The organism is Microvirga makkahensis (assembly GCF_009830105.1).
Classification (GTDB): Bacteria; Pseudomonadota; Alphaproteobacteria; order Rhizobiales; family Beijerinckiaceae; genus Microvirga; species Microvirga makkahensis.
Genome location: NZ_WURB01000006.1, coordinates 84,985 through 97,217, shown reverse-complemented (window position 1 = coordinate 97,217; position 12,233 = coordinate 84,985). Strand labels below are relative to the sequence as shown.

Sequence of the window (12,233 nt, the reverse complement as noted above, 5' to 3'; positions counted from 1 at the left end):
ATCCTTCACAGATCCGGCCTTCGGTGTGACTGTCAGAACCTCCTATCCAAGCACGACATCCGCGACAGGCCGGAAGCGCCGCTCCAAGGCCGCCGGAAGGCGCATCGCTTTTCCTCAGGGGTTGCAGTCGTAAGCCTCAAACGGTCTCGGTGAGGGAGCCCCTGAATCACTTCTTCATTAGCGTCAATCTCCCGGTCCCAAAGACCGGGAGGGCCGGGGATCATCGTCGAAGGCATCTACCCAAATCCGGTAAGCAATTCCGGCGAGAGCCACCGTCTCCTTGGGCGTGAGCCTGCGAGGTCCCTGCCTTGCAGCGGCATAGTGTTTCGCCAGAGCCGCACTGACCTGAGCATGACGCTCCTTGGCGACCTTTGGATCGGATGTCGAAAGAGACAGACGAATGTCCTGAGCCGTCGGGCCGATCTTCTTCGTGACGATCCGGTCACCGACAGGGATCAGTAACTTTGTTCCCCTGATGCGGTCGATGACGTCGGACGGGATACGTTGGATGAACTGTTCGTTGCGAGTACCAGGGCGTCTCATGGGACGAGCTGTACGGAGGGGCATGTCGATCAGGCATGTTGTACAGTCGCCTGACCCTAAACCCTTACCACACCTCAAGTTCTTAGTCTTGCTCGACTAAGGAAAGAGATGGTGCCCAGGAGAGGACTCGAACCTCCACGGCTTTCACCACTGGTACCTGAAACCAGCGCGTCTACCAATTCCGCCACCTGGGCATGCCTGTTCGGCGAGGCTTCGTTTACGGCGCTTCTCGGGCCACGTCAATCGCTGAAAATGCGTCCGATGCGCTTTCTTGGCGCAACGCCCCTTCACAGGGGGGCGGCGTTTGACTAGAGACATGGCTCAATTCATGGCCAAGTCATTGACCGGACATATCCTTGACTGGCCCGTCCCTTGAGCGGTCGGTCCCATGTGACCAGGAGGATTTCATGATCGGCGCCCTTCGCACGCCTGAGCAGCAAATTGTCACGGTCTTCGGCGGATCAGGCTTTCTCGGCCGCTACGTGGTCAGCCTCCTGGCCAAGCGCGGGTATCGCGTGCTGGTGCCCACCCGCCACCCGAATCTCACGAACTTCCTGCCCATGGGCAAGGTGGGACAGGTGCATCCGATCCAGGCCAATATCCGCTACCCCGAGTCGATCAGGCACGCGGTGATGCGGGCCGACCATGTCATCAATCTCACCGGCATCCTGCAGGAAAGCGGACGCCAGACTTTCGAGGCGATCCATGCGGAGGCTCCCCGCCTCATCGCCGAGGCCGCCGAGAAGGCCGTGTCCTTCATTCATGTCTCCGCCCTCGGCGCCGACGCCCGTTCCGAATCGGCCTATGCCCGCTCCAAGGCGGCGGGCGAGGCCAATCTCATGACGGTGCGGCCGGACGCCGTGATCCTGCGCCCTTCGATCCTGTTCGGGCCAGGCGACAACAGCTTCAACCGGTTCGCGTCCCTTGCCCGCATGCTCCCCGTGCTGCCGCTGCCGGGCTGCGACACCCGCTTCCAGCCCGTCTATGCGGGCGACGTGGCCGAGGCCATCGCGCGCGCCGTGGACGGCACGGTGAAGCCGGGCACCTACGAGCTCGGCGGCCCCGAAATTCGCACCATGCGCCAGATGATGGAATTCGTCTGCGAGGTCACCGAGCGCAGGCGTGCCATCGTGCCGGTACCGAACGCCATCGCCCGGTTCCAGGGCACGGTCATGGGCGCGCTCGACAAGCTCACCCTTGGCCTCCTGCCGGACGAGATCATCACCACCCACGACCAGGCCGTCCTGCTCGAAACCGACAACGTGGTCTCCGAGGCCGCCACCGCCGAGGGCCGCACCATCCAGGGAATGGGCGTGACGCCCACCACTATCGAGGCGATCGTGCCGTCCTATCTGGTGCGCTTTCGCAAGACCGGCCAGTTCGACCTCAAGCGCAACGCCACCACCACGACGCCGGACCTTCTGGCTCCGCGGTCGGGGGGCGCCTCCTCGGACTTCCAGCCGGAGCAAGCCTCCGGCCCGGCCGCGATCGAGCCGCCGGACGCGGTTCGCTCCATCCGCTAGATCTGTTTCCGCTTGTGCGGATTCATCTCTCTTCTCCGGTTTGGCGCAGTTTCAACGGCGAACCGGATCCACTTCGCCGAAGAATGCTCTACCGCGCCTCGATCGACGCCCGGTCCCCGCGGCGGGGCGGAAGCCGCCTCGCCGGATCCCGCATGAGCCTCTTGTGCAGGTGGACCATCATCGCCGCGCCGAAGATCGGGGTGATGAGGTTGAGCACCGGCACCAGGACGAGACCCGCCAGAACGACGCCGCCTGCCAGTACGGTGCCACGGTGCTCCGCGCGCAGGCGCTTGACGTCCTCGGGCGACCAGAAGCGGCCCGCCGCCAACTCGAAATATTCACGGCTCAGAAGGTAGGCGTTGGCGGCGAAGAACACGCCGATATTGACTCCCGGCACGAAGAGCAGGAGGAGAGCGACGAGGTTCACCGCCAGGGAGAGAGCCCCGAAGCGCAGGCCGTAGAGAATGGCTTTTCCAAAGGGCAGGGCCTGGCCCGGCGGATCGGCGGGATAGCGTCTCGTCTCCACCACCTCGGCCACGTCGTCGAGGAAGTAGCCCGCCACAACGGCGGAAACCGCAGGCAGCAGATAGGCTAGCGCGACGAAGAGGCCGAAGCCCGCCAGGAGGAAGGCGAGGGTATCGAGAATCGGATAGGCTTCGGTCAGTTGATACCTGGAGAGGAATGCATCGAGGAGGCGCGTCAGCACGACCCAGACCAGCGCCAGCAGCGCCAGGGTGAGGCCGATGGACTTCCATAGGATTCGCCGGAGCGCCGGGGAAAACACGTCGCGGGCCGCCGCGACAACCGTCTGGATCAGCATGTCTCGTTCGTCTTTCTCGAAGCATCGGGCGCGGGGCGGTTCCGCTCCAGGACCCCGTCCGATGCTCCCTCGGTAGGAAATCGCCGCCTCGCCGGAGAAGGCGTGGCCTTTTACTTATGGACGACCCTCTCGGATCGCGAGAGGGTTCTGGAGAATGGGGACATCCGTGCCGCTCGACAGCCCGCCCGCCATCAACGCCTCCCCGGAACCCGATGTGGTGATCGTCGGAGCCGGCAGCGCCGGCATCGCGGCGGCGCTGCGGCTCGTCGCCGAGGGGCTCACGGTCGCGGTGCTGGAGGCGCGGGACCGGATCGGAGGGCGCGCCGTCACGCGGGCCTTCAAGGGGTATCCCGTGGATCTCGGCGCCCATTGGCTCCATGCCGGGCCGATCAATCCGCTCGTGAAGCTGGGCTTCGTCCGGGGCGAGCCTCTGAGACGGGCGCCGACGGAGGGCCATTTCTACGTGCGCGGCAGGCCCGGAAGCCGGGCCCAGGCCGCGGCCCTCGACCGGGCCTTCGCCATGGCCGACCGGGCGATGACCCAGGCCGCCAGGACGGCCGAGGACCGGCCCGCCGCGAAGGCCCTGCCGCCCGGCATGGGCCCGCAGGGCCGCCGCGTCTGCGCCATCCACGGGCTCGTCTCGGGGCGGCCCCTCGACCAGGTGAGCCTGCACGATTTCCCGAGCATGGAATATGCCGACAACCTGTTTATCGCAGGCGGCCTCGGCGCTTACGTCGCGCGTCTCGGCAAAGGCCTGCCGGTCACCTTCAGAGCCGCCGTTCGCTCCATCGACTGGTCGGGACAGGGCGTACGGGTGGAGAGCACCGCAGGCACGCTTCGCGCGAAAGCAGCCATCGTGACTGCCCCGATGGCCGTGCTGCAGGCAGGCGGCATCCGCTTCGCGCCCGCCTTGCCGAACGCGGTTCAGCAGGCGATTCACGGCTTTACCCAGGGCATCTACGAGCACGTGATTCTGCACTGGCCCGATGCGCCTTTCAGGGGTCCCGACCGGCTCGCGACATTGACCGGCACGCGTCGCTCGCCGCCCGGTCTCCTCACGCGCATCGATGACACGCCTTTCCATTTCTTCGAACTCGATCAGCCGCATGCGGCGCAGTTCGACCGGCGCGACCCCTATGCTCCCGCCCGTTTCGCGCGCGAGGTCCTGGCCGAGCATTTCGGGCATCGCGCCTTGCGGCGCTTGAGCGTCGTGCATGCCACCGGCTGGCGCAACGATCCCTGGTCGCGCGCGTCCTGGGCCGTCATTCCGCCGGGTCGCGCCGCCATCCGCGACAGCCTGAAGATGCCCGTGGGCGAGCGGATCTGGTTTGCGGGCGAGGCGCTCTCCCGCGCCCAATGGGGCACGGCCGGAGGCGCGTGGGAGGAAGGCGAGCGGGCTGCGGCGCAGCTCTGCGCCGCGCTTCGGCGTCGTGAGACGGCACCTGATCACGGAACAATCCGCACCGCTCCATGATCTAGGCGCAGGCCTCGGCACTACCGTCATCTTCGGCGCAACGACGAAGTCCTCTACGATCCGGAGGGCATCGATCTTCCCGGCCTCAAGGCGGCTCTACCGAAGCTATTCACGGCATCAGGGGCATCCCGGCGGAAGCCGTCAGAGATGGGGCCGGCGACCCGCTCGACGATTCCATCATCCTCATGGACGAGTCGGGCCGCGTTCCGATGACCGTGCCGTTCGTCGAGGCTCTGTCCCCCCGCCTGCGCGGCACGACGTGCTAGGGAGCTTCAGGACGTCCCGGAGTGGACATGCAACGGTGATCGTCGCAAGATGCCGCCCGGCCTCGGGGGTCCGATCACGCGCCTGCAGAATTCTCTGATGACCAAACTCGAAAAGCATGGCGCCCTCTCGGAAGAGGAGAGGGAAGTCCTCCAGAGGATCACGGCGCGAACCAGTGTCCATGAGCCGCGCGAAGAGATCGTGCCCGAAGGCAGCACCCCTTCTCACAGCAGCCTCGTCCTGTCCGGATTTGCGATCCGCCACAACCATCTTCTCCGATGGGCGGCGGCAGATCACGGCGATCCATGTGCCCGGCGACTTCGCAGACCTCCACAGCCTCCTGCTCAGGAAGATGGACGGCGGAGTTACGGCTCTGACCTCCTGCAGGGTCGCGTCCGTTGCCCACAAGGACTTGCGCGAGGTGACGAGGAGCTTTCCCTTCCTCACACGCGCACTCTGGCTCACGACCCTCATTGACGGCGCCGTGCACCGGATCTGGATGACGTCGCTTGGACGCATGGATGCCCGCGAGCCTCTGGCCCATTTCCTTTGCGAGCTGCCCGACCGCCTGGCATCCATCGGGATGGTGAAGGACGACAGCTTCGAGCTGCCGCTGACCCAGGCCGATCTGAGCGACGCTTTCGGGCTCTCCACGGTCCACGTCAACCGCACCCTGCTGGAGCTTCGGAGCAGCGGGCTGATCTCGTCGTCCGGAAAGACGCTGACGATCAGGGATCGGCAGGCGCTCCAGCGGATCGCCCAGTACAACCCCGATTATCTGCGCATCGATCAGAAGCTGGAGCGGGATTGAGGACGGCCGCAAGCATCGGCCTTCACCATGCTCAGCGGTCCTCATGCTGAAGGTTGAGATAGGTGGGCGTGAACTCGCCGACCGTCTTCAGCCGCTCCCAGTCGAGAATCGTCAGCGCATCGCCCTGCCATCGGATGAGCCCCTCCTTCCGCAACTCCTGCAGCACGCGATTCACGTGCACGGTGGAAAGCCCCAGCGTGTCGCCGAGCTCCGCCTGGGTCAGAGGCAACTGGATCGTATCGCCGTCGGTGCGTCCGACGGCATTGAGGCGCAGGAAGAGCTCGCAGATGAAATGCGCCATGTGGGCCGTGGCCGAGAGGCGGCCCATGGCGGTGAGCCATTCGCGGTGAATGGCTCCATCGACGAGGGTGTTGAGCCACAGGAGGCGCGTCAGGTGGGGATGCTCGGCGGTGATCCTTTCGAGCATCGTGTGGGGCACCACGGCGATGCGGCAGGGCGTGAGCGCCAGAACGCCGTGATCCATGGCCCTCAGAAGAAAACTGTGCAGGTCGACGAAATCGCCGGGCACATGAATCGCCGTGATCTGCCGCCGTCCATTGGAGAAGATCTTGTAGCGCGCGGCAAATCCGTCGAGGAGCAGATTGCTCTCGGACGGATGATCGCCCTCGTGCACGATGTCCTCGTCCGCCTCGACCACTCGAATGCGCGAAATCGCGTTTTCGAGAACCCGCTTCTCCTCGTCGGAGAGACGGTCGTGCTGTTCGAGCTTGAGGAGAAGAGGACCACCGGACATGAAGGCTTTTCATCGAGAATGAAGAACCCTTCTGACCGCTGTGCCCTGAGCCTCGCACTCACATATGTTATATGATGGAGGCATCTCCTCCGGTGCATCGAGCGAAGCTGCCAGGAAGAGGGCATCGGATCGATCCCCGAGATGCAAGCCTACTTTTCATGTCCGACGCTCCAGGGATCACAGCATGCTGGGCAGCACGCGGTCCGGCGGCTTGTGGCCGTCGACGAAGGCCTTGATGTTGACGATCACCTTCTCGCCCATAGCGACGCGGCCCTCGTGCGTGGCCGAGCCCATGTGAGGCAGGAGCACCACCTTGCCCTGCTTGGCGAGCCGCACGAGGCGCGGATTGACCGCGGGCTCCTCCTCGAACACGTCGAGGCCCGCGCCCGCGATGGCGCCGGATTCGATGAGCTTGGTGAGCGCACCCTCGTCGATGATCTCGCCGCGCGCGGTATTCACGAGAATGGCGTCGGGCTTCATGAGCTTGAGCCGCCGCGCCGAAAGCAGGTGGTAGGTGGCGGGAGTGTGCGGGCAATTCACGGATACGATGTCCATGCGCGCCAGCATCTGGTCGAGGGATTCCCAGTAGGTCGCCTCGAGTTCCGCCTCGATCTTCGGCGGCACGTGGCGGCGGTTGTGATAGTGGATCGACAGGCCGAAGGCTCTCGCGCGGCGGGCGAGAGCCTGGCCGATGCGCCCCATGCCCACGATGCCGAGCCGCTTGCCGGTGATGCGCCGGCCCAGCATCCAGGTGGGCGACCAGCCCGCCCAGTTCCCTTCGGGAATCACGCGCGCGCCCTCGGGGATGCGGCGGGCGACCGCGAGAATGAGCGCCATGGTCATGTCCGCCGTGTCCTCGGTGAGCACGCCCGGCGTGTTGGTGACGGTGATTCCCTTCGCGACGGCAGCGGCGACGTCGATGTTGTCGACGCCGTTGCCGAAATTGGCGATGAGCCTGAGACCAGGCCCGGCCTGCTCGATCAGCGCGGCGTCGATCTCGTCCGTGATGGTGGGCACGAGCACGTCCGCCGTGCGGACCGCCTCCGTCAGTTCCTCCCGCGCGAGAGGCTTGTCCTCCAGGTTGAGGCGCGTATCGAACAGCTCGCGCAGCCGCGTTTCGATCACGTCGGGAAGGCGGCGGGTGACGACGACGACAGGTCTCTTTTTCATCGGCTCTCAGCAATCCCGCGTCAAAATGGGCGGGTTCTCGGGAGGCTTTCACGCTCCCTTAACCCTGTTCCGGCAACAAAAAGCGACGAGCCGCCGCGTGGCGGCATCAGCCAAGCTTCTCTATCAGAGGCTTAAGCAGACACAAAGTCGCCGAGAGGAATTCCATGCGCAAGATCGTCGTCGCCATTGCCGCTTTTCTTCTGAGCGCAGTGTCGGCCCAGGCGCAGCAGCCTCCCGGCGGACGCCTCGGCACGGGCCTGCCCGTGCCGCGCTTCGTGAGCCTGAAGTCCGACCGTGTGAACCTGCGCGAGGGTCCCTCCAAGGATCACCGGACCGCCTGGGTGTTCCAGCGCGCGGGCCTGCCCGTCGAGATCATCGCCGAATACGAGACCTGGCGGCGCATCCGCGATTCGGAGGGCACCGAAGGCTGGGTTCTCCATTCCCTTCTCTCAGGCCGGCGCACGGCCCTCGTGATGCCCTGGGCCAATAGCGGCGAACCGCCGATCAGCCTGCTCGACCGGCCGGACCTCAAGGGCGCCGTCATCGCCCAGATGCAGCCGGGCGTGATCACCAACGTGAGGGCCTGCGACGGCAAATGGTGCCGCGTCATGATCACCATGGAGAACGCGCGCGATCTCGACGGCTATGTCGAACAGGAAAAGCTCTGGGGCGTCTATCCCAACGAGCAGATCGAGTAGCCTTCGGGCCTTAGGGATCTTTCGGGTTTGTCAAGGCACCCCGTCATGTAACGCGATATGGGACACGTGACCCGGAACCAGCCTCATGTCCCTCAACCTGAGCTTCAAGTTCCTCCCCTTCCTCGCACCGATCCTCGGCATCGCCTCCCTGGTCGCTCCCCGCTTCCTCAACGTCTTCGTCGCCATCTTCCCGATCGCCTACGCCCTCGCCGGCTTCGGCTTCATCCGCTGAGCGGCATCAGGCGGCTCTCTGGTGTCCCAGGAATCTTCCTCCGAACACGTTCAGCGCCAGGCCCGCCACGACCACGGCGCCGCCGATCGCCTCGACGGGCCGCATGGCCTCGCCCAGGATGAGGGCCGAGCCGAGGATGCCCGCCACCGGCACGAGCAGGGCGAAGGGCGTCACGGTCGCCGCCGGATGGCGCGAGAGCAGGTACGCCCAGATCCCGAAGGCGAGGATGGTGGTGGGATAGGCGAGATAGGCCACGGCCCCCCAGGTGCCCAGGCTCATGCCGGCCAGGGCGGAGAGGACCTGAGCCGGCCCGTCGAGCACAAGCGACAATCCGAGCAGAGGCACCGGTGCGACGAGGCTCGCCCAGACGATGTAGCCCAGCATGTCCACCCGGCCCGCGCGCTTCGACACGATGTTCGCCACGCCCCAGGAGGCCGCGGCGGCCACCGTCATGAGGAACGGTCCGGCCCCGCTGCCGGACAGGCGCGGCACGGCGATGATCACGAGTCCGCAGAACCCGACGAGGCCGCCCGCGACCTGGTGAAGTCCGGGCCGCTCGCTCATGAAGAGCGCCGCGAAGAGGATCGTGAAGAAGACCTGCGCCTGCATGACGAGGGAGGCGAGGCTCGCCGGCATGCCCAGCGCGAGGGCCGCGAAGAGCAACCCGAACTGCGCCACCCCGAGAAAGAAGCCGTAGGCCAGGATGTTCCCGAAGGGAACTTTGGGGCGCGGGACGAAGAAGACGGCCGGAAGGGCGGCGAAGAGGAAGCGCAGAGCGCCGAGCAGCAGGGGCGGCACGGTACCGACACCGAGCTTGATGACCACGAAGCTTAAGCCCCAGATGACGGTGACGAGAACAGCGGCGAGGCTATGGACGATCGGCATGACGGGAGCCCTGCGCACCGCGTGGAACCGGAGTCCGCGATGCGCCGCTTGAGAAAATGGGCACCGGATCGATCGGGGAAAGCGGCCTCCCCTTCCGGTCCGATGCTCCAGCTGCCGCTCTTGAACCGTGTTCGGAGAATTTTTTAGGACGACTTACGGCGAAGGCGTACGATCACCTCGACGCCAGCCACTTCCATGCCCTCGGGCGGCTCGGGCAGATCGGCCACGCTCACGGCGGCGGTGTCGGGCATGTCCACGAGCTCGCCCACATCCTCGAGGAAGAAGTGGTGGTGCTCGGTGGGGTTGGTGTCGAAATAGGCCTTGGAGCCGTCGACGGCGAGCTGGCGCAGGAGGCCGGCTTCCGTGAACTGATGCAGAGTGTTGTAGACAGTGGCCAGGGACACGGGCACGCGGGCGCGGCTCGCTTCCTCGAACAGCATCTCGGCCGTGATGTGGCGGTCGCCCTTGCCGAACAGGAGCCAGCCCAGCGACACGCGCTGCCGGGTGGGGCGCAGGCCGACGCGGCGAAGTTTGTCGCGCAGCTCAGACAGGGGGCAACCCCTCCGGTGGGCCGGAGCCGTGGTGGACTCAATATAGGCGGACAAAGGATCTGTCATCGTCGGAACTGTTTGCGGGAACGAGCGCTTCTATCATCACAATCATAGGAAAGCGAGGGGGTCGCCGCAAGGTGACCCGCGGCCGCGCTTAAGGAATGATCCTTGAGGTTGGAACGGCAAAAGAATTGCCGCTCGGCGCCCGGGTCCCTTTGATGGACGGCCAAGCCTGTGCTACCAGAGCCCCATCGAAGGCCCCGGGACCTGCCCTGGGCCGCTTTTTGAGAACGCGATGAAAGGATCGGCACCCCGGATGGCCCGCCAGTCCAGCTTTAACTACGAAGAGCTCCTTGCCTGCGGGCGCGGAGAATTGTTCGGCTCCGGCAATGCGCAGCTTCCGCTGCCACCCATGCTGATGTTCGACCGCATCACCTCCATCTCGGAAGAGGGCGGCGAATACGGCAAGGGCCATGTGCGCGCCGAACTCGACATTCGCCCGGACCTCTGGTTCTTTCCCTGCCACTTCGCGGGTGACCCCGTGATGCCGGGCTGCCTTGGATTGGACGCTCTCTGGCAGCTGACCGGCTTCTTCTTGGGCTGGGGCGGCTCCCCCGGCCGCGGCCGGGCGCTGGGCGTCGGCGAGGTCAAGTTCTCCGACCAGGTGCTGCCCACCGTGAAGAAGGTGGTCTACGGCGTGGACCTCAAGCGCGTGTTCCGCTCCAAGCTGGTGCTCGGCATCGCCGACGGCTGGCTCGAGGCCGACGGACGGCGCATCTACGAGGCCAAGGACATGCGCGTCGGCCTGTTTCAGACGGAGCCCCCGGCCGGCGGCTGAGGCTCCAGGGCTTCCCGAAGGTCAATGCCGGAAAGACGCATCATGTTGACAAGACATGATCTTTTCGAGAAATCGGCCCTGCGGCGTGCGGCGGGGCCATCTGTTCAGGGGGATCGCTGGGCGATCCCCCGCAGGCTCGCGGTTGAGAATGAGCCGGTCAGGCCTTACGTGTTGGATCACAAGGCCGGCATCCAGGATCCTATGAAGAGGTAGGCTATGAGGCGCGTCGTCGTCACCGGAATGGGCATCGTTTCGTCCATCGGCAACAACACGCAGGAGGTGCTTGCCTCTTTGCGCGAAGCGAAGTCGGGCATTGCGAAGGCCGAGGACTACGAGAAGTACGGCTTCCGCTGTCAGGTGCACGGAGCTCCGCAGATCGACGTGGACAGCCTCGTCGACAGGCGCGCCATGCGCTTTCACGGCCGCGGCACCGCCTGGAACCATGTGGCCATGGATCAGGCGATCCGCGATTCGGGGCTCGAGGAGAGCGACATCTCCAATGAGCGCACCGGCATCATCATGGGTTCCGGCGGCCCTTCCACCCGCGTGATCGTGGAAGCGGCCGAGATCACCCGGGACAAGGGCCCCAAGCGCATCGGCCCCTTCGCCGTGCCCAAGGCCATGTCCTCCACCGCGTCCGCGACGCTCGCAACCTGGTTCAAGATCAAGGGCGTGAACTATTCCATCTCCTCGGCCTGTGCGACTTCCAACCACTGCGTCGGCAACGCCTACGAGATGATCCAGTACGGCAAGCAGGACGTGATGTTCGCCGGCGGCTGCGAGGATCTGGACTGGACCCTGTCCAACCTCTTCGACGCCATGGGCGCCATGTCCACCAAGTACAACGACACCCCCTCCCGCGCCTCGCGCGCCTATGACGCCAACCGCGACGGCTTCGTGATCGCCGGCGGCGCGGGCGTGCTGGTGCTGGAGGAACTGGAGCGCGCCAAGGCTCGCGGGGCCAAGATCTACGGCGAGGTCGTCGGCTACGGCATGACCTCCGACGGCTACGACATGGTGGCCCCGTCCGGCGAGGGCGCGGTGCGCTGCATGCGCATGGCGCTCCAGAACGTGCGCGAGGCGGTCGACTACATCAATCCGCACGCCACTTCGACCCCGGTCGGCGACCAGAAGGAGATCGAGGCGATCCGCGAGGTGTTCGGCTCGGGCGACAAGTGCCCGCCCATCTCGGCCACCAAGTCGCTCACCGGCCACTCTCTCGGCGCCACCGGCGTGCAGGAGGCGATCTATTCGCTCCTGATGATGCAGAACGGCTTCATCTGCGAGAGCGCCCATATCGACGAGATCGACCCGGCCTTCGCCGACATGAACATCGTCCGCAAGCGCATCGACGACGCGAAGATCGACACGGTCCTGTCGAACTCGTTCGGCTTCGGCGGCACCAATGCCACGCTCGTCTTCAGCCGCTACAACGGCTAGAGCATCTTTCGGCGAAGTGGACCCGGTCCACCGTCAAAAATGCGGCAACTAAACGGGAGCTGTTTCCACGGCCGTGGAAACAGCTCTAAGGACGTCATAAACCTGAGACAGCGCCATGCGATGTCCCGGACCTTTAGGGGGATCTCGCATGGACACGCTCATTGAAATGAAGACCAGGGCTCCGGATGCACGGTTTGCTAACGATCGGCGTCCGACAATCGAGCCGATGC

The 12,233-nt window shown here is 65.4% G+C and carries 13 protein-coding genes and 1 tRNA gene; 7 read left to right on the top strand and 7 right to left on the bottom strand.

Features of this window, described 5'->3' with window-relative positions; all coding sequences use genetic code 11:
* Positions 1-183 precede the first annotated feature (183 nt).
* Complete coding sequence (locus GR328_RS10595; RefSeq protein WP_160884496.1) at positions 184-543, bottom strand: DUF6538 domain-containing protein; 360 nt, start codon at positions 541-543, stop codon at positions 184-186.
* 109 nt (positions 544-652) lie between these two features.
* Positions 653-737: transfer RNA gene (locus GR328_RS10590), tRNA-Leu, on the bottom strand.
* A gap of 213 nt (positions 738-950) precedes the next feature.
* Between GR328_RS10590 and GR328_RS10585 the strand changes: the two genes are divergently transcribed.
* Positions 951-2,066: a complex I NDUFA9 subunit family protein gene (locus GR328_RS10585; RefSeq protein WP_160884495.1), complete on the top strand. Its 1,116-nt coding sequence runs from the start codon at positions 951-953 to the stop codon at positions 2,064-2,066.
* Between the two features lie 88 nt (positions 2,067-2,154).
* Here the strand turns inward: GR328_RS10585 and GR328_RS10580 are convergent, their stop codons facing one another.
* Positions 2,155-2,886 (bottom strand): sulfate transporter family protein, encoded by a 732-nt coding sequence (locus tag GR328_RS10580; RefSeq protein ID WP_160884494.1) that lies wholly within the window; start codon positions 2,884-2,886, stop codon positions 2,155-2,157.
* A gap of 154 nt (positions 2,887-3,040) precedes the next feature.
* Between GR328_RS10580 and GR328_RS10575 the strand changes: the two genes are divergently transcribed.
* Together GR328_RS10575 and GR328_RS10570 are read left to right on the top strand one after the other, a co-directional pair.
* A complete protein-coding gene (locus GR328_RS10575) occupies positions 3,041-4,360 on the top strand; it encodes a flavin monoamine oxidase family protein (RefSeq protein ID WP_160884493.1) in 1,320 nt (439 codons plus the stop codon).
* 445 nt (positions 4,361-4,805) lie between these two features.
* Positions 4,806-5,435: a Crp/Fnr family transcriptional regulator gene (locus GR328_RS10570; protein ID WP_160884492.1), complete on the top strand. Its 630-nt coding sequence runs from the start codon at positions 4,806-4,808 to the stop codon at positions 5,433-5,435.
* A 31-nt stretch (positions 5,436-5,466) separates the two neighbouring features.
* Here GR328_RS10570 and GR328_RS10565 read toward each other — a convergent pair whose 3' ends face one another.
* Together GR328_RS10565 and GR328_RS10560 are read right to left on the bottom strand one after the other, a co-directional pair.
* The gene (locus GR328_RS10565) at positions 5,467-6,189 is read right to left on the bottom strand and encodes a Crp/Fnr family transcriptional regulator (protein ID WP_160884491.1); all 723 of its coding nucleotides are present in this window, start codon (positions 6,187-6,189) and stop codon (positions 5,467-5,469) included.
* A 177-nt stretch (positions 6,190-6,366) separates the two neighbouring features.
* Positions 6,367-7,359: a 2-hydroxyacid dehydrogenase gene (locus tag GR328_RS10560; protein ID WP_160884490.1), complete on the bottom strand. Its 993-nt coding sequence runs from the start codon at positions 7,357-7,359 to the stop codon at positions 6,367-6,369.
* A gap of 164 nt (positions 7,360-7,523) precedes the next feature.
* On the opposite strand from GR328_RS10560, the gene GR328_RS10555 reads away from it, so the two are divergent.
* Both GR328_RS10555 and GR328_RS10550 read left to right on the top strand, forming a co-directional pair.
* Positions 7,524-8,057 carry an SH3 domain-containing protein gene (locus GR328_RS10555; RefSeq protein ID WP_160884489.1) on the top strand — a complete coding sequence of 178 codons (534 nt, stop codon included), beginning with the start codon at positions 7,524-7,526 and terminating at the stop codon, positions 8,055-8,057.
* A gap of 85 nt (positions 8,058-8,142) precedes the next feature.
* Positions 8,143-8,289, top strand: a complete 147-nt coding sequence (locus tag GR328_RS10550; RefSeq protein ID WP_160884488.1) for a DUF3096 domain-containing protein — start codon at positions 8,143-8,145, stop codon at positions 8,287-8,289.
* 6 nt (positions 8,290-8,295) lie between these two features.
* Here GR328_RS10550 and GR328_RS10545 read toward each other — a convergent pair whose 3' ends face one another.
* A complete protein-coding gene (locus GR328_RS10545) occupies positions 8,296-9,174 on the bottom strand; it encodes an EamA family transporter (protein WP_160884487.1) in 879 nt (292 codons plus the stop codon).
* 143 nt (positions 9,175-9,317) lie between these two features.
* Positions 9,318-9,791, bottom strand: coding sequence for a Fur family transcriptional regulator Irr (irr, locus tag GR328_RS10540; RefSeq protein WP_160884486.1), 474 nt, complete (start codon positions 9,789-9,791; stop codon positions 9,318-9,320).
* Between the two features lie 250 nt (positions 9,792-10,041).
* Here irr and fabA point away from each other — a divergent pair, with 250 nt between their 5' ends.
* Both fabA and fabB read left to right on the top strand, forming a co-directional pair.
* Positions 10,042-10,563 (top strand): 3-hydroxyacyl-[acyl-carrier-protein] dehydratase FabA, encoded by a 522-nt coding sequence (gene fabA / locus GR328_RS10535; protein ID WP_160884485.1) that lies wholly within the window; start codon positions 10,042-10,044, stop codon positions 10,561-10,563.
* 216 nt (positions 10,564-10,779) lie between these two features.
* Complete coding sequence (gene fabB, locus GR328_RS10530) at positions 10,780-12,003, top strand: beta-ketoacyl-ACP synthase I (protein WP_160884484.1); 1,224 nt, start codon at positions 10,780-10,782, stop codon at positions 12,001-12,003.
* Positions 12,004-12,233: the final 230 nt, after the last annotated feature.